Origin of the sequence: Falsochrobactrum tianjinense (assembly GCF_019100495.1) — a bacterium.
Taxonomy (GTDB): Bacteria; Pseudomonadota; Alphaproteobacteria; order Rhizobiales; family Rhizobiaceae; genus Brucella; species Brucella tianjinense.
The window spans coordinates 16,168-40,968 of the sequence record NZ_JAHRVA010000006.1 but is presented as its reverse complement, the minus strand read 5'-3'; the positions used below and the strand labels follow the sequence as shown (position 1 = coordinate 40,968).

Sequence of the window (24,801 nt, the reverse complement as noted above, 5' to 3'; positions counted from 1 at the left end):
ATTAAAGTGACGATATCGTCCAGTTCACTATTTCGGTCGCAGTGCGTTCGAAGGCTGCGTCCAGTGCCTTGACGTAGGCGTTGTTGCTTGTGCCGGTGACTGGAATTGCCGTGCGGAATATGCGCGTGGCACGCACTTCGCCATTCTTGTCATTCATTAGCTTGACGGCCAGTTCAACGACCGCACTTCGCGGTGAACTATAGGTCTGAATGCCGAACATCCGCAGATCGGTCAATATCTGGTAGTTGATTGCCAAACCGTCGCCCGGGCGCCCGATGCCGCCGAATAAGCCGGTGTTTTCATAAGTCTGCACAAGGCGCGCCTGGACAATATTGGTCAACCGGTCGCCCCATTGGGCGCCTTTGAGATATTCGATAGAACCCGGCGACGAGCTTACCACGATATTCTCGCTATCGAGCGCCTTGAGTGCCGTGGGCGTTGGCACGAGCAACTGGATATTCTTACGATTGGGGGCGCTCACAGCAAGCTGCGGCGCGGATAGGTTGAATGTATCGAGCGGCGTGGTTGTGCCGCAGCCCGCAAAAAGCGTAGCAATCAGGGTGGAGGCTACGGTTTTTGTGATGCGCGGGCGACACGTTCTCATGTCAGTTGAACCGGCTTTGAAAATCAATGACGCGTCCTTCCATCATAACGAGGTACGTTGCCCTGCCCCCCGAAAATGAGACGCTGAGGATTGCGTTCAAGGTCAGTAATTGCTTGCTCTATGCGCTGGAGCGAGCGACGACTGTCAACGACCACCGATTGCACATCACGCAGCCCCTGCCCAGAAAAGCGCTCTAGATTGCTGGCAATGGGTGCGAGGCGCTTGTCGAGATTGGTCGAGGTTTGACGGATGGATTCAAGCGTTGCTTTCGCCTGCGCGACGATACCGTCTTTATCCTCGCTGGAAAGAAGTCTGTCGGCCTTCGCCATAATTCCCTCCACCCGAACGGATGCTGCATTAAGGCGCGCCATCATGTCTTTCGCATCCGATATGATCTTGTTGATATTGCCCGTATTGGAGCCAAGTTCTTCAATCACGCTGGCATTTTTCGCCAGCGCGTCAGTAAAGACTTTGGTGTTATTGATCGTCTCCGTCAACGGCCCACGAGCCTCCTTGGCAAAACCTTCCAGTTCACCAAGTACGCTATTGGCACGGGCGAAAATATCCTGAGCCGTAGCCAGAAGATTGTTGACGGCGGAAGGATCAGCATCAATGCGGGGAACCGTATCTTCTTTCGCAGCTTCCGTCAGCAGATTGGGCTCGTCCAGCCGGCCACCTTTAAGTTCGATATAGGCTTGCCCCGTCAGCCCCTGAAAACCAAGGGTTGCAGCAGTCGAGCGGGTTATCGGCGTTGTTGCGTTGACGCGCGTCTGCACGATCACCATTTCGGGATTTGTCTCGTCAAGGTGCAACCGGCGGACATCACCCACCTTGATACCGTTAAATAGCACCTGACTGCCGATACTCAATCCTGTAACCGAACCGGGTATGCGCACATCCAGTGGCATGGAATCGCGTGCCTCGCCGTATCGGGCGATCCAGTATACGAAGCCAAAAGCCATCAGGCTGATTATCAGCGTGAAGATGCCTACCAGGACGTAATTGGCTTTAGTTTCCATATCTTATCCCGTTTGCAAGCGGCTGCCCGGCCGCCGTCTGCTTGGTGCCGAAGTATCCATCTGGCGCGCTCTCTTGCCTCGAAAATAGGATTTTACCCACGGATCATCCACCGTCAGCATGTCCTCAATAGAGCCGCTGACAAGCACTTTTTTGTTTCCCAGCACCGCAATACGGTCGCAAATCGCAAACAGGCTGTCGAGATCATGCGTCACCATATAGACGGTCAGACCCATTGTATCGCGTAGATTAGCGATCAATTCATCAAATTCAGCCGCGCCGATCGGATCGAGGCCAGAGGTCGGCTCGTCAAGAAAAACGATATCGGGGTCCAGGGCCAGCGCCCGCGCAAGGGCTGCGCGCTTGATCATGCCTCCGGACAATTCCGATGGAAACTTCTCAGCCGTATCCGGCTTTAGCCCGACCAGATCGATTTTCAGCCGCGCCAGCTCATCCATCAGCCTGGGCGACAGATCGAGATATTCGCGCATTGGAACCTGAATATTTTCCAGCACATTGAGCGCGGAGAAGAGCGCACCGTGCTGAAACAGTACACCCATACGCATATCGATAGCCATTTTCTCCAGTTCATTGAGATCGTCGATATTGCGTCCAAGAATCTCGATCTCGCCGGACTGCTTCTTGTTGAGACCAAGAATGGTACGCATGAGAACCGATTTACCCGAACCGGATGGCCCGATGAAGCCAAGCACCTCGCCTTTATAGATATCGAGAGACAGTTTATCGAGCACAGGCGCGCGACCACCAAAAGCCACAGTGACGTCGCGCACCGAAATCATAGGCACTAGCTTCTGGCGGCAATCTTCATGCGGCGGCTGCAACTGGTTTTCGATGCTGTTCTCCATGCTCATTCTTTATCCGAGCTTGTCGCCAGACTAAACCGCGCCAGACAGCCATTATGCCCGTTTGTGTTCGAGTGTGTCAAAAAGACCCCATAAGAATCAATGGATCGCAGCATTTCTAGAAATCAATCGCCGCGTAGAACATTGCAAACATGCCATCTACGACAATTACGACAAAAATCGCCTTCACCACGGATGCAGTAACGCGTCGTCCCAGTGATTCTGCGCTACCACCAACCTTCATCCCCTCTACCGATGCAAGGATACCGATAATCATAGCCATGAACGGTGCCTTGATGAGGCCGGCAAAATAGGTATTGAGCGCAACCGCGTCATGCAGGCGGCTGATGAATGCCTCGGGCGAAATATTCGAATAAAACCATGTGACTCCGGCAGCCCCCACCAGAGCCGCGATGTCGGCGATAATCGTCAGCAGTGGCAGGACGATAACCAACGCAACGAGGCGGGGAAAGACCAGTACTCCGACCGGGTTGAGGCCGATAACCGTCAGGGCGTCGGTTTCTTCGCGCATTTTCATGGAGCCTATTTCGGCGGTGATAGCACTACCTGAGCGGCCTGCAATCATGATTGCGGTCAGCAGAACGCCAAGCTCGCGCAACACGAGGATGCCGACCAGATCGACTACGAAGATTTCAGCGCCGAAATAACGCAACTGGAATGCGCCCTGCTGGGCAATGATAGCTCCCACGATGGTCGACATGAGCACAATAATGGGAATTGCGCCCACGCCCATCCGATCCATCTGATTGATGATGGCGGGAATTGGAATACCACTGCCGCGCCCGGCCTTGAGCTGCGCACCGCGAATGGTCGCGCCCAGAATATGCATGGCCATTTTGAAATCGTCAAAGACCGATACCACGCCACGACCGAGCGCTTCCAGCATGGCGAGGATGAAAAATGGCTTCTTCACTCTGGGAACATCAAGTGTTCGCTCGACGGCTTTGCCGACTTCTTCCATCAAAGGAAGCCAAGCATCGCGGATACCGTCCAGATGCACATCAACGTTCTGGATCGACAAGCGCTGCCGCAGCCGCTCGATCAGCCACGCGCCTGCCGTATCGAGACCGAAAACTCCGGAAACGTTGATAATGGTAAGCTGCGTACCATTACGCTTTTCAAGCTCGCGCATCTTGGCATCGACCAGATTGACACTCTGGGAAACCCAGCGACCGCTCAAATTTATCAGGCGTGCACCATCGCGCTCATCCAAATCAATCTTTGGCATGGGATCGGCGGCAGCACTTGCTTTGTCAGCAGCGTCGGTCAACATGGCTATCCCATATACGAGTCGTTGCGCGACAGAAATACTGCGTCCTGGAAGGCATATCTATGCACAATAGCTTGAAAATCATACATGAACGCTATCCTATTGCCGGGAAATTCACAATCTCCCGTGGCTCCAAGACCGAAGCTGAAGTTGTTGTGTGCGAGATCGGTCGTGGGGACACCACAGGGCGCGGGGAGTGCGTCCCCTATGCGCGCTATGGCGAATCCATTGAAAGCGTAATGCAGCAGATCGAAGCGTTGCGCGAGGCAATCGAAAGTGGCGCCACGCGGCTCGACATACAAAGCCTCATGCAAGCAGGAGCGGCGCGCAACGCCGTCGACTGTGCATTCTGGGATATGGAAGCGAAAATAACTAACAAAAGCGTTGCCGACACGCTGGGCATCAAGGCTCGTGCGCTGGAAACGGCCATTACCGTCTCCCTGGGCACAGCCGCTGAAATGGCACAATCCACCGCGAAAGTAGCGCATTATCCGCTCATCAAGGTCAAAATGGGCGGTAACAATGACATAGAACGCATTCGCGCCATTGCAGCAGCGGCTCCCGACAGCCGCATCATCATCGACGCCAATGAGGGATGGACGCCAGATAATATAGAAGAAAACATGCGTGCGGCGGCGAAAGCAGGCGTGGTGCTGATCGAGCAGCCACTTCCCGCCGGGAACGATGAAATTCTGAACGTAATCGACCGGCCAGTCACGATCTGCGCCGATGAAAGCGCGCATACATCCGAGGGACTGAAAGAGCTGGCAGGGCGCTACGATGCAGTCAATATCAAGCTCGACAAGGCGGGTGGGCTGACTGAAGGGCTGGTCATGCGCGATAAGGCCATCGAACTTGGATTGCAGATCATGGTTGGCTGCATGGTGGGTACATCTTTAGGGATGGCGCCCGCCGTTCTGCTTGCGCAGAAAGCGAATGTGGTTGATCTGGATGGCCCGCTTCTTCTCGCGCGGGACCGGGAGCCGGGTCTGCACTATGAGGGTGCCTTGGTTTATCCGCCTGAAACTGCGCTCTGGGGCTGATTCCCGGCCTGAGACGACAGGATGCTGCTTCCATTCGTGCAGGCGAGAGCGTTCTCAAAAATATCGGCGCAAGCTTTCCATGTAAAAGGCTCCAGCACTTGCGCCGGGTCGAAAACGGGCATTTCAAGTGCTGCCATGCAGGCTGCGCGCAGGTCTTCGGATAAGACGCCTGCGCCCGTCGCGCCGACCACATCGCTTGCTCCGGGAACTGGAAAGGCTGCGACCGGAACTCCTGACGAAATCGCCTCCAGCAGAACCAGGCCGAATGTATCCGTTCGACTAGGGAAAACAAAGACATCAGCACAGGCATAAAGCTTTGCCAGCGCCACACCTTCTTTTTTCCCTGCAAAAACAGCGTCGGGAAAGCGGGTCTTCAGATCGTTCAGCGCCGGGCCATCTCCGACGATCAGCTTTGTGCCAGGCAGATCAAGTTCGAGAAAGGCGGGCAGGTTCTTTTCCAATGCCACGCGCCCCACGCAGATGAAGACCGGCCCCGGCAGATTTTTCTCGATATCCGGGTGCGGATGAAAAAGAGCGCGGTCGACGCCCCGTGTCCACAGATCAAGCCCGGTAAAGCCGCGTGACTGCAAATCGTCCATAATAGATTGGGTCGGCACCAGAGTATGGGATGCGGCATTGTGGAAACGCCGCAGGAAAGCGTAGGTCCACGATAGCGGAATGGGAAAGCGGTCGCGTAAATATTCCGGGAAACGCGTATGGAAGCTGGTGGTGAAGCTCCAGCCCATTTTCTGGCAGGCGCGCCGGGCCATGAAACCAAGCGGGCCTTCCGTTGCAATATGGATATAGTCGGGCTCCAATCCGACGAGCCTATCCTTCACGGCATTCGGCGTCGTCAATGCCAGCCGTATTTCTGGATAGGTCGGGCAAGGTACAGAGCGATAATCCTGCGGCGAGACGACGATCACCTCATAGCCTCGCTCGGTCATGAGTTCGCAGCATTTTGTCAATGTGCGCACCACACCGTTGACTTGCGGATGCCATGCATCGGTGATGATGACGAGTTTCTTCATCTGCCGTTGTTCACTGCCTTCCGAGACGCATATGGCAGTCGGATGACCCTGCCATTTGCTTGATCTTTCTTGCGTTCCGCGGGGAGTGCAGGTTTCCGGTCGAGCCGCTTGGTCCATTCAAGAAGCTCCATGCGGCCATCGAAATGTTCGACAATAGCCGTACAACTTTCCACCCAGTCGCCGGTATTGATATATTCGACGCCATTCATGGTTTCGATCGTTGCGTGATGAATGTGGCCGCAAATGACCCCGTCCACGCCAATGCGCTGCGCTTCCTCAGAAACGACGGCCTCAAACTTGCCAATGAAATTAACCGCTTTCTTGACGCGAAATTTCGCCCAAGCAGAGAAGGACCAGTAGCGCAGGCCAAGCAACGAACGAACACGGTTCATCGCCGTATTTACCCAGATCGCCGTATCGTAGGCCCAGTCGCCAAGATAGGCGATGAAACGTGCATTGCGCACGACGACATCAAACTGGTCGCCATGAATAATCAGAAACTTGCGGCCGTCCACGGTTTCGTGGATGGCGCGATTCATCACTTCGATGCCGCCGAAATGCGTACCCTGAAAATTACGCAGAAATTCGTCATGATTTCCGGCGATGTAGATGATCGATGCACCTTTGCGGCTTTTACGTAAAAGCTTCTGCACCACATCATTGTGTTCCTGCGGCCAATGCCAGTTACGCCGCAGCCGCCAGCCATCGACGATATCGCCCACCAGATAGATCGTGTCGGCTTCATGATAACGCAGAAAATCCAACAGCAATTCGGCCTGGGCTGCTTTTGATCCCAGATGCACATCCGAAATAAAAAGAGTGCGAAATTTCTTGGCTTCAATCGGGTCGGTGCTCATGTGGCCGTCTTTCTCAGTGGCAAGCCGAATTTGAGCGTAGAAAACCCGATTTATGTCACAGCCATATGACGGCCCGATAAGGCCCGAAAACTGATGGAACAGGTGGACATATCCGCACGATAACCAGAATCGGGTTGATCGGAGCCGGAGCTTGATGGCATGTGTGTGGCCGATAGACTTCTTCCGCGCCTTGCTCCCAGGCAGTCGGAAAGAATTGGAAAGCGATGCGATATGACCAAGAAGACCCCCTCCACTTCCGCCCGCTCGGATTTTGACGAAGCGGCGCTGTTTTTCCACCGCTATCCGAAGCCGGGCAAGCTGGAAATCCAGGCCACCAAGCCGCTCGGCAACCAGCGTGATCTCGCCCTCGCCTATTCGCCGGGCGTTGCTGCCCCCTGCCTCGCAATCCATGAGGATGCAGCCACCGCCGCTGAATATACGGCGCGAGGCAATCTCGTCGCTGTGATCTCCAACGGCACGGCGGTTCTGGGCCTTGGCAATATCGGCGCCCTTGCCTCAAAGCCGGTCATGGAAGGCAAGGCGGTATTGTTTAAAAAATTCGCCGATATCGACGTTTTCGATATCGAGATCGAAGCGCATGAGATCGGGCATATCGTCGATGTGGTATCCGCGCTCGAACCGACTTTTGGCGGCATCAATCTTGAAGACATCAAAGCGCCCGAATGTTTTGAAGTCGAAGAGCAATTGCGCAAAAAGATGAACATTCCCGTTTTCCACGACGACCAGCACGGAACGGCGATCATCGTTGCAGCAGCGATACTAAACGGGCTCGAACTGGCCGGAAAGAAGATTGACGAAGCCAAGATCGTGACATCGGGCGCGGGCGCTGCGGCCCTTGCCTGCCTCAATCTGCTTGTCAATCTGGGTGCAAAACGCGAGAATATCTGGGTTTGCGATATTGAAGGCGTGGTCTATGAAGGCCGTGAAGCGCTGATGGATCGCTGGAAACAGGTTTATGCGCAGAAAACGCAAGCGCGTGTTCTCGCCGATATTATCGGTAGTGCGGATGTGTTTCTCGGCCTGTCGGCAGCCGGGGTTCTCAAGACCGAACTGCTCAAGCAGATGGCCGAAAAGCCGCTTATCATGGCGCTGGCCAATCCCAACCCCGAAATTATGCCGGAAGTTGCGCGCGAAGCGCGTTCCGACGCAATGATCTGTACCGGACGCTCGGACTATCCGAACCAGGTCAACAATGTTCTGTGCTTCCCCCATATTTTCCGTGGTGCACTGGATGTGGGGGCGACAGCGATCAATGAAGAAATGAAGTTGGCTGCGGTTCGCGCCATTGCCGGTCTTGCACGCGAAGAGCCTTCCGATGTGGCCGCGCGAGCCTATTCCGGTGAGACGCCGACATTCGGTCCCGACTATCTCATTCCATCGCCTTTCGATCAGCGACTGATCCTGCGCATCGCGCCTGCCGTTGCCAAGGCCGCAATGGAAAGTGGTGTGGCTACCCGCCCCATCGAGGATATGGAAGCTTATCTCGACAAGCTCAATCGTTTCGTCTTCCGTTCGGGTCTCATTATGAAGCCGGTTTTTGCCGCCGCCCGCGCGCAAAGCAAGCCGAAGCGCGTTATTTATGCCGATGGCGAGGACGAGCGCGTACTACGCGCCGCGCAGGTGGTGATTGAAGAACGCATTGCCACGCCAATCCTTGTCGGCCGCCCGCAGGTGGTTGAAACCCGGCTGAAGCGCTATGGTCTCAAAATCCGCCAGGGCGTGGATTTCGAGCTTATCAACCCTGAGGATGATCCGCGCTATCGCGATTATGTAGATCTCTACCTTTCCTATACTGGCCGTCAGGGCGTGACGCCCGAAGCTGCTCGAACCATCGTACGCACCAATTCAACTGCGATTGCTGCCCTTGCCGTCATGCGCGACGAAGCCGACGCCATGATCTGCGGTCTCGAAGGCCGCTTCGAGCGTCATTTGCGTGTCGTGCGCCAGATCATCGGTAAGGTTCCCGGCATCCGCGACTATTCGGCTTTAAGCCTGCTTATCTCGCAACGCGGAACCCTCTTTCTCACAGATACCTATGTCAGTGTCGAACCAGAAGCTGAAGAAATTGCCGAAATGGCGATATTAGCGGCTAAGGAAATCAGCCGTTTCGGTATTGAACCCAAGGCGGCTCTGGTTTCGCATTCCAATTTTGGCTCGAAAGAATCGGCAAGCGCTGAAAAAATGCGTCAGGCGGCGGCCCTACTTGCCCAAAAAGCACCGGAGCTGGAATCGGATGGTGAAATGCACGGCGATTCTGCTTTGTCGCAGGTATTGCGTGACCGGGTGTTCCCAAACTCGCGCCTCAAAGGCGAAGCCAATCTTCTGGTTTTCCCCAATCTTGATGCAGCAAACATCACCCTCAACGTCGTAAAATCCGTGACCGATGCCCTGCATGTCGGCCCCATTCTGCTGGGCGCGGCGCGTCCCGCTCATATTCTGACACCTTCGGTTACATCGCGCGGCGTCGTAAACATGACAGCCCTTGCAGTTGTTGAAGCGCTTCAGCGAGATGGAGAAGCAAAGACAAAAGCCTGAATTAGACTGCAACCAAGTAGTTATATTTAATACTCTAATGCTAACGTCAGGTACATTAAACAATACTTGGCGTTAGTATTTTTTTAACTATAAAAATTAATCATCGCTTCATACGAACAACGAAACAGGCTGTTCTATGATGATTACTCAAAAAATATTTTTTTATATATATTCATTAAAGCACTTTATTTTTTCATCTGTCCGAAGCGATGATTCACAAACCAATGTTCTGGCAACGACGCTAACCGTTGCAGCCCTTCTCGTCGGATGTACCACCATGAGGCCCGCTCCCGATTGCACGCCGCAACAAATTGCGCGCCTGAGCAGCAATATTGCCTCCACGAAAGCAAAACTCGTTCAAAGCAGGCGAAAATTGTCGCGCGTTCGCATCATGATAACCAGAGAGGGCTGTAGGGGTAGCCTCTTCTTACCTGCCGTTGAATCACGCCAGTGCGGGCGATTGACCGCAAGTGCGGACCGGCTGGAAACCCAGATCAGGACGATGGGAAAACAATTGGCTGAAATGAATGCAGCCATTTCCGGCAAGCCGCATCCGCAAGAACACGTAAAGGCTTGTACTGCAAGTTGGCTGCGGCCAGCTGTCCATAAAGTACGAAAAGCCACACCTAAAAAACAGGAGGTGCAAGCGACAAAGTCTACCAGGACACTCACGCCAATAAAGCCAAAAGTAAAGGTAGCCGCCGGCAAGCCGATCAAGGACATAGTCGTTCCGGCTTATGCGGCGCCAGAATCAGCCCGAATTACACCCGCTGCCTTAATTATTGCACCGATAGAGGCAGAAACACCCGCACCCTCGCTTGCACATAATCGCGCCCCTACTGTCAAAGTACCGCCAGTTGAGCGTGGCTATTCTACAGATTCCGACATCAGGGTTGTCGGCCCTTCGTTCTTTCCGGACCAATCAACACCAGAAGGTCCGCCAGTTCTGGTCCATGAGTCTGCCCAGTAAGGGCGATGCGTAAGGGCATGAAGAGGCTCTTGCCCTTACGTCCGGTTTCCATCTTTACCCGCTCGGTCCAGTCTTTCCATGTTTGCCTGTTCCACGGCGCATCGGGAAGCAGCTTGAATGCATCGTGCGCGAAGGCCTTGTCTTCATCGGAGAGAAGCGGCGCTTCCGGTAATTCGCCATTTATGATCTGCCACCAATGGGCGGCGTCGTTAAAGCGCTCAAGATTACCCCGGATGGCCAGCCAGAACGGCTCGGCTTGCTCACCGGATATATCCAGAGCTTCCAATCGGGCCTGCGCCTCTCCAAATGATAGTTCATGCAGCAAGGTGCGGTTCAAAGTGTCCAGTTCCGCCGGATCAAACTTGGCCGCAGATTTGGAAATCCCGGTAAGATCGAACTGTTCGACCAAAGCGGCCATATTTGGAACGGCAGCTACTGCTTCGGAAGTTCCGATCAAAACTGCAAGCGAAGCGACAGACATCGGCTCATAGCCAGCTTCCCGCAATGAGCCGATGGATAATGCGCCGGAGCGTTTGGAAAGCCCCTCACCCGAAACCGTCGTCAAAAGATTATGGTGCCCGAAAACCGGCGGTTCGGCTCCCAGTGCCCTGAAGATGGCAATTTGCGCGCCCGTATTGGTGACATGATCGTCACCGCGGATGATATGGGTCACGCCCATATCGATATCGTCAGTTACCGATGGCAGTGTATAGAGATAGGTGCCATCTTCGCGCACCAGAACGGGATCAGACATGGAGGCCAGATCGACCGTTTGCGGACCACGGATCAGATCATCCCAATGCACCTCGGTGCGGCTGGTGACAAACGGATCGTTTTCAAAATTGGGCAGAAGAAAACGCCAATGCGGCTTGCGACCTTTGGCTTCAAACTCCGACTTGTCCGCATCCGTCAGCTTGAGAGCTTCACGGCCATAGATTGGCGGAAGGCGGCGGGCCAAACGCAATTTGCGGCGACGTTCCAACTCATCGGCGGTTTCGTAGCAGGCATAGAGCAAGCCAGCCTGCTTGAGTCTTTCAACGGCCTTTGCATAAATATGAAAGCGCTGCGACTGGTATTCAACGCAATCAGGCTTGATTCCCAACCAATCGAGATCGACAGCGATAGCGTGCGCATACTCCTCTTTCGAGCGCTCGACATCGGTATCGTCATAACGCAGAATGAATTTGCCGTCATTCTTTTGGGCATAAAGCCAGTTTGAAAGCGCGGTGCGCGTGTTGCCTATATGGATATAACCGGTTGGCGATGGTGCGAAGCGGACAGTTATGGTCATTAAAAAATCTTTCAGCGATCGCGGAAGCGGTTCGTTATCGGATAACGACGATCGCGTCCGAAATTCTTCTTGGTAATCTTGACGCCGGGCGCGGACTGGCGGCGCTTATATTCGGCAAGATTGAGCAGATGCTCGATACGTTGCACGGTTTCAGGTGAATGGCCGCGAGCAATGATTTCCGCATTGCTCATTTCGTTTTCGACCAGACATTCAAGAATATCGTCGAGCACCGGATAGGGAGGCAAGGAGTCCTGATCGGTCTGGTTCTCGCGCAGCTCGGCGGATGGCACTTTCGAGATGATATTATGCGGGATCACCTCGCCTGCCGGACCGAACGCGCCTTCCGGAACATGAGTGTTTCTCCATTCGGACAAGGCGTAGACATGCATCTTGTAAACATCCTTGATCGGGTTGAATCCCCCGTTCATATCACCATAAAGCGTGGCATAGCCCACCGACATTTCCGACTTGTTGCCGGTGGTAACGACCATGGAGCCGAACTTGTTGGAGATCGCCATCAAAATTGTGCCACGGGTTCGACTCTGGAGGTTCTCTTCCGTAACGCCGCTATTGGTGCCTTCAAACAACGGCTCCAGCGCAGATAAAAAACCTTCGACAGGCGGTTCTATCGGCACGATATCATAACGCACCCCAAGCGCCTTGGCACAATCGGCAGCATCCTTGAGCGATTCGCCGGAAGTGTAGCGATATGGCAGCATCACGCAGCGCACGCGATCCTTGCCGAGCGCATCGACACCCAGAGCCGCGCAAATGGCCGAATCTATACCGCCCGACAAACCGAGCACGACATCGTTGAAGCCGTTCTTGTTCACATAATCGCGCAGGCCCAGCATACAGGCGGTATAATCGGCCTCCATTTCTTCGGGCAGGCGGGCTTTCTCGCCTGTGCAGCGCCAGCCTTCGCCATCTCGCTCCCATACCGTAAGAGCCACATGTTCGGCGAATTGCGGCATCTGGAAGCTCAGGGATTTGTCCGCATTGAACGCAAATGAGCCGCCATCGAAAATCAGCTCGTCCTGACCGCCCACCTGATTGGCATAGAGAATCGGAAGCCCTGTCTGGATCACCTGTTTGAGAACCACCTGATAGCGGCGATCTATCTTGGCGCGGTGATAGGGCGAGCCGTTGGGCACCAAAAGAAATTCCGCTCCGCTCTCGGCAAGGGTCTCCGCAACATCGAGATCGCCCCAAATATCCTCGCAGACCGGAATACCGATACGCACATCCCGGAAGTTGACCGGGCCCGGCATCGGGCCGGGCTGGAAAACCCGCTTCTCATCGAACTCACCATAATTTGGCAGATCCACCTTGAACCGTTCGGCTATGATTTTGCCGCCATCGAGCACCGCAACCGCATTATGCAAACCGCTCTGGCGGCGCATCGGCGTGCCTATGATGACACCGGGACCGCCATCGGCGGTATCCTCCGCCAACTGGTTGACCGCCTTCTCGCAAGCCGCGACAAAGGCCGCTTTCAAAACCAGATCCTCGGGCGGATAGCCGGCAATAAAAAGTTCCGAAAACAGAACGAGATCGGCCTTCATCTTCGCAGCTTCGGCGCGGGCTGCACGCGCTTTAGCAAGGTTTCCGGCGATGTCGCCCATAACAGGATTAAGCTGCGCCACGGCAATACGAAGCATATCGGGATTCTCGCGAGTGGTGGTCATGCGCAAGCTTTAACGTGGCGCAGGCATCGATGCAATTACGGCCTTGTCAAATAGGAATAGAAGAGGCTCCAACCATATCAAAATCCAGAAAAATATGCTGAAATCAAAATATACCCCCATACAGTCGCAACAATAATAGTGGAAATGAGAACCGCCAGCGAGCCGCAATCCTTGGCAATCTGTATCTCCTTATGAAAATCCCGCGAAACCGCATCGCATGCGGCTTCAATGCCTGTATTGAGCACTTCGACAAGAATGAGAAACAGGATCGATCCCGTCATCAGCAGGAATGCGAGCCAGCTGGGTGCGAGAAAAAATGCCACCGGCAATGAGATCAAAAACAGTGCCAGTTCCTGCTGAACAGCCTTTTCGTGCTGCGCAAGGTGCTTGAGCGCACGCATGGAATTAAGAAGCGCCAGAAAGATTCGCTGCATGGATAGCCTCAAGCACGAGTTGCGCTGACGATGAATAAAAGAGTTTCTGCGAAAAGCAACAGGGCGGAGTTCGAAACCTCCGCCCTGAAAGCTGTTTATACGTCCGTGCTATCAAATCAGGCGGTTGCCGCCTGTCTTTCAGTACCGGCATCACGCTCCTTCTTGAGCAGTTCCGCCAGAAGGAAAGCAAGTTCAAGCGCCTGATCAGCATTCAGACGCGGATCGCAATGGGTATGATAGCGATCATGCAGATCTTCGGCCAAAATGGCGCGCGCGCCGCCGGTGCATTCGGTGACGTTCTTGCCGGTCATTTCGATATGGATGCCGCCGGGATGCGTGCCTTCGGCGCGGTGGATCGCGAAGAAAGATTCCACTTCCTTTAGAATATAGTCGAACGGACGCGTCTTGTAGCCGCCAGCAGTGATCGTATTACCGTGCATCGGATCGCAGGACCATACGACCTTGCGGCCTTCGCGTTCCACAGCGCGGATTAATTGCGGCAGGTGGTCGCCAACCTTGTCATATCCGAAACGTGCGATGAGCGTCAGACGCCCCGCTTCGTTTTCCGGATTGAGAAGGTCGATCAGATGAATGAGATCATCCGGCTGGAGCGACGGGCCGCATTTAAGACCGAGCGGGTTTTTGATGCCGCGGCAGTATTCGATATGCGCGTGGTCGGCCTGACGGGTGCGATCACCAATCCAGATCATGTGACCGGAGGTGCCATACCAGTCACCCGAAGTGGAATCGACGCGGGTCAGTGCTTCCTCATAGCCAAGCAGCAATGCTTCATGGCTGGTGTAGAAGTCGGTCTCGCGCAAAGCATGATTGCTGTCGGCAGTGATGCCGATGGCACGCATGAAATTCATCGTTTCGGAAATGCGCTGAGCAAGAGCCGCATAACGTTCTGCCTGTGGGCTCTCACCGACGAAACCGAGCATCCACTGGTGCACATTTTCGAGATTGGCGTAACCGCCTTGCGCGAAAGCACGCAGCAGATTGAGGGTTGCCGCCGACTGCCGATAAGCCATATCCTGACGGTTCGGGTCCGGAATGCGGGACGAACTGTCAAATTCGATCCCGTTGATGATGTCGCCGCGATAGGACGGCAGTTCGACGCCGCTCTGCGTTTCCATATCGGACGAACGCGGCTTGGCGAACTGACCGGCGATACGGCCCACTTTAACAACAGGCTTGGAAGCGCCAAAGGTCAGTACAACGGCCATCTGCAAGAAGACGCGGAAAAAGTCGCGGATATTATCCGCGCCATGCTCCGCAAAACTCTCCGCACAGTCTCCACCCTGAAGCAGAAATGCCTTGCCCTCAGCCACCGCCGCCAGTTGCTCTTTCAGCTTGCGTGCTTCGCCTGCAAAAACAAGTGGCGGATAGGTGCGAAGACGAGCCTCAACATCGTTCAGAGCCTGTGCATCCGGATAGAATGGCACTTGCTTGATCGGCTTGCTTCTCCAGGAATTAGGGGTCCAATTCTTCGTCATTTCACACCTGCTTGATTATCCGCACGATTTCTCTTCGGACTAATTTCCTCCTTACACGAAAGCCTGATTCCATTTCGGACAGGCAATTGACCGCCTGCCCCGGAAGACCGGCATACGTGGCCGCGTTGATATAATGCAGACGCGCACTTTATACCAGCAATATTCCTTGACAGAGCGCCGCAACCCTTCGGCGTAGCCCGATCATCTAATCCTCTACCCGCACTCCATCGATAACTCGGTAGGTCGGCTGGTACATGGTAACGAGCTCTTCGGCTGCGGTCGGATGCACGGCCATGGTGCGGTCAAAGTCATCCTTGGTCGCACCTGCTTTAAGTGCGATGCCAACGATCTGCGCCATTTCGCCCGCATCCGGTCCCATAATATGGACACCGACCACCTTGCGGCTTTTGCCATCCACTACGAGCTTCATGAGCATTTTCTCGTTGCGGCCGGACAGTGTATTTTTCATCGGACGGAACAGAGCGCGGTATATTTCCAGTTCGGAATATTTTTTCGCAGCTTCGTCTTCAGGCAGGCCCACTGTGCCAATTTCCGGCTGCGAGAAGACGGCGGTCGCGATAAGCTCATGATCCGGTCTGATCGGGTTGTCCTTGAAGGCGGTTTCCAGAAAACACATCGCTTCATGGATGGCGACCGGCGTAAGTTGCACGCGATTGGTCACGTCACCGACTGCCCAGATATTTGGCACGGTTGTACGTGAATAATCGTCCACCTTAATCGCACCCGTGGCCTCGTCGGTATCAACACCGGCCTGCTCCAATCCCAGATCGGCTGTGTTCGGCTGGCGTCCGATAGCCATCATGGCCTGATCGACTTCCAGCGTATCGCCATTGGAGAGCATGATCTTGAGCTCACCATCGGACTGCTTTTCTACTTGCTTGAAAATAGCACCGCAGATGACGCGAATGCCTTTTGCTTCCATGGTTTCATGGAGAAGGCGTCTCAGGTCGTGATCGAAACGCGAAAGGATTTCCTTACCCCGATAGACGATAGTGGTTTCAACGCCGAGGCCATGGAAAATATTGGCGAATTCTACGGCGATATAGCCACCGCCGGTAATCGCGATCGATTTCGGCAGTTCTTCCAGATGAAAGGCATCGTTGGAATTGATACAATGTTCGATACCGGGCAGGCTATCGCCCATGGCTGGTCGTCCGCCGGTCGCAATCAGGATTTTTTCGGCTGTCACCCGGCGTCCGTCGGCCTTCAATTCGATGGTATGCGGGTCGACGAGCGTGGCGCGGCTCGCGAAAATCTCGACATTCGAATTTTCCAATCCCTTGCGGTAAAGCCCTTCGAGGCGGGAAATTTCCTTGTCTTTCGCTTCAATCAGCTTTGTCCAATCGAAACTACTCTCACCGACAGCCCAGCCGTAGCCGACTGAATCTTCGAAATGCTCGGGGAATTGCGAGGCATAAACAAAAAGCTTTTTGGGAACGCAGCCGCGGATGACGCAGGTGCCCCCCATGCGGTATTCTTCGGCCAGCGCGACCTTCTTGCCCATTGCTCCGGCCAGACGCCCGGCCCGTACACCGCCGGACCCGCCCCCGATAACAAAAAGATCATAGTCAAAACCGGCCATGGGATTCTCCATTAAAGCTAAACAGCTTACTATATGTAGCAAAAGAAAAAGCCCGGCCAAGCGCCGGGCTTTTTAAAATTCACGTTACCGACGAAACTCACTGCTGGGCTGGCTGCTCGGGGGCAGCAGTAGCGCCAGCTTGGGCCGCCAGCACTTCGCCAACGCTTTGTGCGAGATCGCGGGCCACGCCATTCTGCCAGATATTGGCGGCTTTAAGCACTTCGCGCGTGACGATCGGACCTTCGGTCAGGAGTTTTTTGCCTGCATCAGAGGTGTAAAAGGCCGCAATGGCCTTCAATTCGTCTTCGCTGAATGCATTGGCATAAGCGCGGGCGGATTCCGTTTCGAGATCCGCTCGGCGTGACGCGAGCGCCAGAGCCTTGTCATCCACCGTCTTGGTGATGAGAGCCTCAAGATTGGGATCCTTCTGGATCAGTTCGGCCTTGAGTGCACGGGCCGCGCTGGGCAAGATTTCGTCGAATTGATCAGTTGCCTGAATCGCAGCGATAGCCGAACGTGCGGCATCCAGGTGGGATTCGGAAATTTCCTGCGCAGAAGCCGCATGAACGCCTGCCATCAGGACGAGAGCGGAAAACGGTGCAATCAGACGGCGAAAGCCAGTTGCCGAGGTCATATGGTCAGTACTCCGTTCAAATAATTCATAGCGGCGGTTCAAGGCCGGTTCATGGTTCGGATTCCGTCGGTACCAGCGATAACCGCTGCCTGCGTCAGTCCGATAAAAAGTCCATGCTCCACAACACCCGGTATGGCGAAGAGAGCGGTTGACAGAATCTTTGGATCGGGAATGCGGCCAAAAGATGCATCCACGATATAATGTCCGCCATCGGTAACGAAAGGCGCTCCATCTTTTAACCGCAGGATCAACCCGCCTGCAAGGCCGCATTGCGAAACAGCCAGTTCGATGGCGCGCATCGTGGCGCCCAGACCGAAGCGATTGACCTCGATAGGCAAGGGAAAACGACCCAGCGTTTCCACAACCTTTGATTCATCCGCAATCACGATCATGGAATCGGAAGCCGCAGCCACAATCTTTTCGCGCAGCAGCGCCCCGCCTCCACCCTTTATGAGCGAAAGGTCCCCATTCACCTCATCCGCGCCATCCACGGTCAGATCGAGGTGCGGCGTTTCTTCCAATGTAGTGAGCGGAACACCAAGTTCGCTGCAAAGCTTCGCCGTGCGCTCGGAAGTCGGCACCCCTATGATCCTGAAGCCTTCATTCGCTTTCTCTGCAAGCAGACGCACGAATTCTTCCGCAGTCGAGCCTGTGCCGATTCCAAGGCGCATCCCCTGCCTGACATAGGTAAGCGCCTCTGCGGCGGCAGCGATCTTTAGCTTGCGTGCTTCATCCATGCGCGAATTCCTGTTCTCCCCGCGGATTCTTATCCTCCGAAACGCCTCTAGCACGCGCCAGCAATGCAACAAAGCTTCTAATCCAGTTATTAGAGTAAATTTTAGGCTTGTTCCGCTGACCAAGGTTCAACTTGAGCCTTAGTCCGGGATGAGCTAGCAATGCCTGACTCTGTTCATGCTGAAGGAAGCCCGAATGTTCCCCGCCAATGCCAAGCCCATCATTGTTTTCGATCTGGACGGAACACTGGTCGACACTGCGCCGGACCTTCTCGACAGCCTCAATCATTGCCTCAATATTTCCGGCTTGCAGAGCGCCGATCCTGTGTCGCTGCGCCGTTTCGTGGGACAGGGTGGGCGGACCATGATCGAACGCGCTTTCGCAGCGCAGCAAAAACAAATTGATGATGTGATGCTGGATCATCTCGTCGAGGAGTTTCGCGACCATTATGCAGCGCATATACCGGGGCAATCGGTGTTCTTTCCCGGCCTCATCGATACCCTCGACCGTCTTGCGACGAATGGATATGAGTTGGCAGTGTGCACCAACAAATTCGAGGCCCTTTCCCTGCGGCTTCTCAAAGCCATGGGAGAAGCGCACCGCTTTGCGGCGATTTGCGGGGCCGACACATTCGCCTACCGCAAACCCGATCCGCGCCATCTGACTGACACTATCATGCAAGCAGGCGGAAACCCTCATCGCGCCGTCATGGTCGGAGACAGCCGCACGGACATCGATACGGCAAAAGCCGCAGGCATCCCGGTCGTCGCCGTGGACTTCGGCTATACGGATTTGCCGGTCCACCATTATGAACCGAGCCGCGTCATTTCTCATTATGATGAGTTTACGCTCGAAATGGTCGAGGAACTGATGGAAGCGGCTACCGACCGGGTCTGAGAAAAACTTTATTCCGCGCGCGCCAATGAAGCCCAGACAGCCGGGATCAGTTCGGGCAGGTCTTCCGCGATCAGGCCGCGACCGAAACGGCGCGCCGCATCCGCATGTATCCAGACCGATGCGCTCGCTGCTTCAAATGCCGGCATTCCCTGCGCAAGAAGCCCGCAAATCATGCCTGCCAGAACGTCGCCGGAGCCTGCCGTCGCCAAAGCTGGCGTGCCATTCGCATTGATCGCGGCATGACCCTCGGGCGCGGCAATAACCGTATCCGGCCCCTTAAAGACGATAATGGCGTTGGCGCGACTGGCAGCCTCACGCGCTTTGGTCGTCTTTGACATGCTGCCGCTTTCAGCAATATCGGGGAAAAGGCGCGCAAATTCGCCTTCATGGGGTGTGAGCACAAGGGTCGCCCCATTACGCTTCGCACCGAAAAGTTCCTCGGGCCGGTTTTCAAAAGCGGTAATGCCATCGGCATCAAGCACAAAGCCTTTCAGGCCATTCTGCGCCGCCAGAAGCGCCAATATATTACCGCGTGCAATTGAGGGACTTCCATAACCGGGACCGAGCAAGGCGCTCGCTACTTTTCGATTTTCGACAAAGCCTTCCGCATCGTTCGGACTGCGCGTTTCCCGCAGCATGATGCTGGTCAGGTGATATGCATTCACGGCGAGCGCATCGGGAGGTGAGAGCAATGTAACAGCCCCTGCTCCGCTACGCGCCGCAGCCATTGCAGCCAGCCGTGCCGCGCCGGTGGAATGGGCAGATCCTGAAAAGACGACGGCGTGTCCACGGCTATATTTATGCGCATTCACATCCAGAGCGGGCAGCTTTTTGAGCCACAATTGCGGCATGTTCTCAAATGTGTCGGGGCGAATTTGATTGAGTACCTCGTCGGCGATGCCGATATCGGCAAGATGAAGAACACCGCAATAGCTGCGACCCGGCTGTAACAGATGTCCCGGTTTCTTGCGGAAAAATGTTACAGTCGCACGCGCCATAACTGCCACGCCCACCACTGCGCCGCTTTCACCAGAAACACCGCTCGGCAAATCCACCGCAATGACCGGCAGGCCGGAGGCATTGAGTGTGTTGATCGCGTTCGCTTCTACCCCGCCCACCGGGCGGCTCAGACCGGCACCGTAAAGGGCATCAATCACGCCTGCGAAATCTGTCAATGCGAACTCGTCGAGGCTGCGAACCTCTCCCTTATAGAAAATCGAAGCCCGCATCGCATCAGTTCCGGGGCGCGGTTGGCCAGCACTGAAACAGACGACATCCCGACCCGCCTCACGGAGGAATTGCGCTGCGACATAGCCATCGCCGCCATTGTTTCCCGGACCGCAAAACACAGCAATAGCTCCCTTGCCAGAAAACATGCCCTGGGCCACATCGGCAACCGCATGGCCGGCAGCAAGCATCAGCGTAAAGCCGTCCTTTGTGCCTGCTTCAATCGTCAGGCGGTCCGCTCGCGCCATTTCTTCGGGTGTCAGTAACTTAAACATGGCTGCCTTCCCTCGACTATGGAAGAGATTCATGGCGCGGCGGGAAACTTTATGCAAGCCCGCTCATTTTTACTGCATTATGATGCTTTTTTAAGCAGCACTAACGAGTTGGAAACCTCATGGACAAGCTTCGACAGCACATGTCTTGTATATATGAGCGAAATAATGGCATTCTGAAGCGCGCGGCGATCGAGCACAACCACACCAGACGTTAAAATCCTTCCGAAGAAAATGAAACGAATTTTTTTATCGGCTTTCCTGAATCTGGCACAGTTCATGCTTCTATACCGTTGAAACGAGCATCATGCTCATTTGCGAACAAGAGCGGAGACCATTCTGCGATGAAAAAAATCGAAGCCATCATTAAGCCTTTCAAGCTCGATGAAGTAAAAGAAGCCCTTCAGGAGGTTGGCTTGCAGGGCATTACCGTGATCGAAGCCAAGGGTTTTGGTCGCCAGAAAGGCCATACCGAACTTTACCGCGGCGCCGAATATGTCGTCGACTTTCTTCCCAAGGTGAAAGTCGAAGTCGTCGTTGCCGACGAAGCCGCCGAAGGTGCTATCGAAGCCATCCGCAAGGCCGCACAGACGGGCCGTATTGGCGACGGCAAGATTTTTGTCTCGCATATAGAAGAAGTCATTCGTATCCGCACCGGCGAAACTGGCGTGGATGCCATCTGATAAATCACAGCCTACCGACCATCGTCGCGCAAACAGGAAACCAAAATGACGACTGCCAACGATATTCTAAAACTGATCAAAGACAACGACATCAAGTTTGTCGACCTTCGTTTCACCGATCCGAAGGGTAAACTGCAACATGTCACGATGGATGTGGGCCTTGTGGACGAAGACATGTTCGTAGACGGCGTGATGTTCGACGGTTCCTCGATTGCCGGTTGGAAAGCCATCAACGAATCCGACATGGTGCTCATGCCAGATCCGGAAACAGCCCATATCGATCCGTTCTTCGCGCAATCCACGCTGGTCGTGCTTTGCGATATTCTCGACCCGGTTTCAGGCGAAGCCTATAGCCGAGATCCGCGCACGACTGCAAAAAAGGCCGAAGCCTATCTCAAATCGCTGGGTATTGGCGATACGGTCTATGTCGGCCCGGAAGCTGAATTTTTTGTCTTCGACGATGTGAAATACAAGGTCGATCCATTTAATACAGGTTTCAAGCTCGACTCGTCGGAACTGCCGTCGAACGACGACACCGACTATGAAACAGGCAATCTGGGCCATCGTCCGCGCGTCAAGGGCGGCTACTTTCCTGTTCCTCCTATCGACAGCGCACAGGACATGCGCTCGGAAATGCTCACCGTTCTCAGCGAAATGGGCGTTGTGGTCGAAAAGCATCATCACGAGGTAGCGGCTGCCCAGCACGAGCTTGGCGTCAAGTTCGACACACTCGTACGCAATGCAGACAAGATGCAGATATTCAAATATGTCGTGCATCAGGTCGCCAATGCCTATGGCAAGACCGCAACCTTCATGCCCAAGCCAGTTTTTGGCGACAATGGTTCGGGCATGCACGTTCACTTCTCGATCTGGAAAGATGGCAAGCCGACTTTCGCAGGCAATGAATATGCAGGCCTGTCGGAAAACTGCCTCTTTTTCATCGGCGGCGTCATCAAGCACGCCAAGGCGGTCAACGCATTCACCAATCCGTCGACCAACTCCTACAAGCGCCTGGTTCCGGGTTACGAAGCCCCGGTTCTGCTGGCCTATTCAGCGCGTAATCGCTCAGCCTCCTGCCGCATTCCATTTGGTTCATCGCCGAAATCGAAGCGCCTTGAAGTCCGCTTCCCCGATCCGGCAGCCAATCCGTATCTGTGCTTCGCAGCGCTGCTGATGGCAGGTCTCGATGGCATCAAGAACAAAATTCATCCGGGCCAGGCCATGGACAAGGATCTTTACGATCTGCCGGCCAAGGAGCTGAAACAGATCCCAACTGTTTGCGGCTCCTTGCGGGAAGCCCTCCAGTCGCTCGACAAGGACCGCGAATTCCTCAAGGCTGGCGGCGTGTTCGAAGACGACCAGATCGATAGCTTCATCGAACTCAAGATGGCCGAAGTGATGCGTTTCGAAACGACGCCGCACCCGGTCGAATTCGACATGTATTACTCGGTTTGATACGCTTACCGAGGGGTAGCGACACCCAGTAAAGCACGCAAAAAAACCCTGCTGTAAGGCAGGGTTTTTTTATTATCTTCAGAGATTTATGCTATTTTATTAAACTCTTGATCAAGCTTTCTTAAAGTGCTCGCAGCAACCGTGCAGCAACCATCATTTCACTTTCACGTATAGCGCGCCGTGCCTTGGCCTCGGCGTCTTCGCCCCATTGCTCGGTCGTCCAGTCCTCATCGATATGCGCGCGCAACCAGCCTTCTTCGGCGCTTAGTTCACCCTTGGCGATCGCCAGCGCAATGATTGCCGACCCGGTCAAAGTCGTCATGGTGTGCATGGAAGCCAGAGCGACCGGATGCTGAAAAGCCGACAGATGGATGCCGAACGCAGTCAGTGCCTCGCGCGGCTGCTCAATATGCATGACACCTTCCGCAAGCGAGAATCGCGCGCCCAATCCTTCCATCCAGTCGATCAGCGGGTCCCAGCGTTCAGTCTGTCTGGCAACCAGTTCTTTTGGGCTGTCGGTGCGATAGCAGATCATATCCGTGCCAGCAAAACGCAGAATATCCTCAAAAACCGCTTGCGGATCCTGCGCAATACCATCAATCGCCGTATTGACCAGGCGGGTCGCAGGCATCTTGCCCGGATCAATGGTTTTCTCCTGCGCGCGAAACTCCCTGGCTACGATTTCGGCGGCAGGTCCAGTGGGTAAAAGCAGCAGACTGCGCGCGGGTGTTCTGACCGGGCGTCCGTCAAGATGAACGGCAAAACCGCCATCCGCTTCCGCAACTTCGGCCTTCTCGTAAAAACGCTTCGGCAGTTGCGCCTGCATCTGTTTTTGCGCTCGCACAATCGGATTTTCGTCGGAAAGGTGCTTGCCCGTTTCGAGGTCGTTCAGAATATCGCGCATGTTTTGTCCAGTTCAGTTCTGCCCAGGGCAGTTTATCACTCTTCCGCATCCGCTTCATTAAAGCCAAGCAGGTTCCACGACTGTACCATATGGGGCGGCAGCGGCGCGGTAACATCGATCCAGCCACCGGATGGATTGGGAACGCGGATGTGGCGCGCATGAAGATGCAGTCGTTTCTGGATGCCGCCGGGAAATTCCCAGTTCTGATCCGCCTCGAAATATTTTGGGTCGCCGATAATAGGATGGCCGATATAGGCGGCATGGACGCGAAGCTGGTGCGTACGGCCCGTATAGGGTTCCATTTCCAGCCAGGTCAGATTATTGCCTGCTTTTTCGATGATACGGTAATAGGAAACCGCATGGTCGGAATCCGGCTCGCCATGCTGGCAGACCCGCATCTTATCACCATCGGGCGTCTGCTCTTTCACCAGCCAGGTCGAAATCTTGTCTTCGCGCTTGCGCGGCACACCTTTAACTAAAGCCCAATAGGTCTTTTTGGTTTCGCGCTCGCGGAAAGCGGCAGTCAACGCCTGAGCCGCGCCGCGCGTGCGAGCCACAACCAAAGCGCCCGACGTATCGCGGTCGAGACGATGCACAAGGCGCGGCTTCTCGCCCTTCTTGTTGCGCCATGCTTCCAGCATGCCGTCGACGTGACGGGTCAGGCCGGACCCGCCCTGCACCGCAAGACCGGCAGGCTTGTTGAAAACAAAAACCTTCGGGTCTTCATAGAGCAGCATTTGTGAGAGCACATCGCCGTCCTGCTGACTGCGGATGGTTTTTGCCGTCATCGGCCCCGATGCTTTTTCATCCACGCCCAAAGGCGGAATGCGGATTGCCTGCCCTGCTTGCAAACGCGTATCGGTTTTGGCGCGACCGCCATCGATACGGATCTGCCCCGAACGAAGCAGTTTTTGCAGATACCCGAAGCCAAGTCCGGGATAGTGGACCTTGAACCAGCGGTCGAGCCGCATGCCCGCCTCGCCCGTATCTACAATCTTTTGTTCAATGCCTGCCATGGAAACCCTGATCGATGCCTGTTTTTCAACCTGTCAATAGACGCGCGCATCGCGGATTGCCAGCATAATCGCGGAAAATAACGATCTGGTACCTTTGCGCATGGCAGCAGCGTATAACGTCTTCAATCTTCACGCAGGGTTACAAGCATTTTTAATTTATGGTCAATTCCGACACCCAATTGCCACTTCTTGCCTTCATTGCATGTTGATAGATCAACGGGGCTATACCATTTA

At 54.7% G+C, this 24,801-nt stretch carries 22 protein-coding genes; 6 read left to right on the top strand and 16 right to left on the bottom strand.

The genetic code is table 11. The features are described 5' to 3' along the window. Position 1 precedes the first annotated feature (1 nt). The 4 genes from KUG47_RS13380 to KUG47_RS13365 form a co-directional block, all read right to left on the bottom strand. The gene (locus KUG47_RS13380; RefSeq protein WP_422718093.1) at positions 2-604 is read right to left on the bottom strand and encodes an ABC-type transport auxiliary lipoprotein family protein; all 603 of its coding nucleotides are present in this window, start codon (positions 602-604) and stop codon (positions 2-4) included. Between the two features lie 23 nt (positions 605-627). Next, positions 628-1,623 (bottom strand): MlaD family protein, encoded by a 996-nt coding sequence (locus tag KUG47_RS13375; RefSeq protein ID WP_217678481.1) that lies wholly within the window; start codon positions 1,621-1,623, stop codon positions 628-630. A 3-nt stretch (positions 1,624-1,626) separates the two neighbouring features. Continuing rightward, positions 1,627-2,493: an ABC transporter ATP-binding protein gene (locus KUG47_RS13370; protein ID WP_217678480.1), complete on the bottom strand. Its 867-nt coding sequence runs from the start codon at positions 2,491-2,493 to the stop codon at positions 1,627-1,629. 109 nt (positions 2,494-2,602) lie between these two features. Next, complete coding sequence (locus KUG47_RS13365) at positions 2,603-3,778, bottom strand: ABC transporter permease (protein WP_217678479.1); 1,176 nt, start codon at positions 3,776-3,778, stop codon at positions 2,603-2,605. Between the two features lie 59 nt (positions 3,779-3,837). Between KUG47_RS13365 and dgcA the strand changes: the two genes are divergently transcribed. Next, positions 3,838-4,818, top strand: a complete 981-nt coding sequence (gene dgcA, locus KUG47_RS13360) for an N-acetyl-D-Glu racemase DgcA (RefSeq protein WP_217678478.1) — start codon at positions 3,838-3,840, stop codon at positions 4,816-4,818. On the opposite strand, the gene KUG47_RS13355 is transcribed toward dgcA, so the two are convergent. Then, positions 4,788-5,849: a glycosyltransferase family 4 protein gene (locus KUG47_RS13355; RefSeq protein WP_217678477.1), complete on the bottom strand. Its 1,062-nt coding sequence runs from the start codon at positions 5,847-5,849 to the stop codon at positions 4,788-4,790. The two genes, dgcA and KUG47_RS13355, sit on opposite strands and share 31 nt — an antisense overlap. Continuing rightward, the gene (locus KUG47_RS13350) at positions 5,846-6,706 is read right to left on the bottom strand and encodes a UDP-2,3-diacylglucosamine diphosphatase (RefSeq protein WP_217678476.1); all 861 of its coding nucleotides are present in this window, start codon (positions 6,704-6,706) and stop codon (positions 5,846-5,848) included. The genes KUG47_RS13355 and KUG47_RS13350 overlap by 4 nt, the downstream gene beginning before the upstream one ends. A gap of 231 nt (positions 6,707-6,937) precedes the next feature. Between KUG47_RS13350 and KUG47_RS13345 the strand changes: the two genes are divergently transcribed. After that, positions 6,938-9,262, top strand: coding sequence for an NADP-dependent malic enzyme (locus KUG47_RS13345; RefSeq protein WP_217678475.1), 2,325 nt, complete (start codon positions 6,938-6,940; stop codon positions 9,260-9,262). Positions 9,263-9,398: 136 nt separating this feature from the next. Continuing rightward, on the top strand, positions 9,399-10,232 hold the full coding sequence (locus KUG47_RS13340) for a hypothetical protein (RefSeq protein ID WP_217678474.1): 834 nt from the start codon (positions 9,399-9,401) through the stop codon (positions 10,230-10,232). Here the strand turns inward: KUG47_RS13340 and gltX are convergent. From gltX to rpiA, 7 genes are all read right to left on the bottom strand, one after another. Then, positions 10,150-11,523, bottom strand: a complete 1,374-nt coding sequence (gene gltX / locus KUG47_RS13335) for a glutamate--tRNA ligase (RefSeq protein WP_217678473.1) — start codon at positions 11,521-11,523, stop codon at positions 10,150-10,152. The two genes, KUG47_RS13340 and gltX, sit on opposite strands and share 83 nt — an antisense overlap. Positions 11,524-11,534: 11 nt before the next feature. Further along, positions 11,535-13,184 (bottom strand): NAD+ synthase, encoded by a 1,650-nt coding sequence (locus tag KUG47_RS13330; protein WP_217678657.1) that lies wholly within the window; start codon positions 13,182-13,184, stop codon positions 11,535-11,537. A gap of 104 nt (positions 13,185-13,288) precedes the next feature. Then, the gene (locus KUG47_RS13325; RefSeq protein WP_217678472.1) at positions 13,289-13,645 is read right to left on the bottom strand and encodes a diacylglycerol kinase; all 357 of its coding nucleotides are present in this window, start codon (positions 13,643-13,645) and stop codon (positions 13,289-13,291) included. Between the two features lie 116 nt (positions 13,646-13,761). Beyond that, positions 13,762-15,141: a class II 3-deoxy-7-phosphoheptulonate synthase gene (locus tag KUG47_RS13320; RefSeq protein ID WP_217678471.1), complete on the bottom strand. Its 1,380-nt coding sequence runs from the start codon at positions 15,139-15,141 to the stop codon at positions 13,762-13,764. 205 nt (positions 15,142-15,346) lie between these two features. Further along, positions 15,347-16,744, bottom strand: coding sequence for a glutathione-disulfide reductase (gene gor, locus KUG47_RS13315; protein WP_217678470.1), 1,398 nt, complete (start codon positions 16,742-16,744; stop codon positions 15,347-15,349). A gap of 97 nt (positions 16,745-16,841) precedes the next feature. After that, on the bottom strand, positions 16,842-17,378 hold the full coding sequence (locus KUG47_RS13310; RefSeq protein ID WP_217678469.1) for a DUF2059 domain-containing protein: 537 nt from the start codon (positions 17,376-17,378) through the stop codon (positions 16,842-16,844). A gap of 38 nt (positions 17,379-17,416) precedes the next feature. After that, positions 17,417-18,115, bottom strand: coding sequence for a ribose-5-phosphate isomerase RpiA (gene rpiA / locus KUG47_RS13305; RefSeq protein ID WP_217678468.1), 699 nt, complete (start codon positions 18,113-18,115; stop codon positions 17,417-17,419). Between the two features lie 193 nt (positions 18,116-18,308). Here rpiA and KUG47_RS13300 point away from each other — a divergent pair, with 193 nt between their 5' ends. Next, entirely contained in the window at positions 18,309-19,010 is a 702-nt protein-coding gene (locus KUG47_RS13300) for an HAD family hydrolase (protein ID WP_217678467.1), read from the top strand. Positions 19,011-19,018: 8 nt separating this feature from the next. Here KUG47_RS13300 and KUG47_RS13295 read toward each other — a convergent pair whose 3' ends face one another. Further along, entirely contained in the window at positions 19,019-20,512 is a 1,494-nt protein-coding gene (locus KUG47_RS13295; RefSeq protein WP_217678466.1) for an NAD(P)H-hydrate dehydratase, read from the bottom strand. A gap of 341 nt (positions 20,513-20,853) precedes the next feature. On the opposite strand from KUG47_RS13295, the gene KUG47_RS13290 reads away from it, so the two are divergent. Next, the gene (locus tag KUG47_RS13290) at positions 20,854-21,192 is read left to right on the top strand and encodes a P-II family nitrogen regulator (RefSeq protein WP_217678465.1); all 339 of its coding nucleotides are present in this window, start codon (positions 20,854-20,856) and stop codon (positions 21,190-21,192) included. A gap of 45 nt (positions 21,193-21,237) precedes the next feature. Continuing rightward, positions 21,238-22,647, top strand: a complete 1,410-nt coding sequence (gene glnA, locus KUG47_RS13285; protein ID WP_217678464.1) for a type I glutamate--ammonia ligase — start codon at positions 21,238-21,240, stop codon at positions 22,645-22,647. 121 nt (positions 22,648-22,768) lie between these two features. Here the strand turns inward: glnA and KUG47_RS13280 are convergent, their stop codons facing one another. Further along, a complete protein-coding gene (locus KUG47_RS13280) occupies positions 22,769-23,551 on the bottom strand; it encodes an ATP12 family chaperone protein (protein WP_217678463.1) in 783 nt (260 codons plus the stop codon). Between the two features lie 35 nt (positions 23,552-23,586). Continuing rightward, positions 23,587-24,567, bottom strand: coding sequence for an RluA family pseudouridine synthase (locus KUG47_RS13275; RefSeq protein WP_217678462.1), 981 nt, complete (start codon positions 24,565-24,567; stop codon positions 23,587-23,589). Positions 24,568-24,801 lie beyond the last annotated feature (234 nt).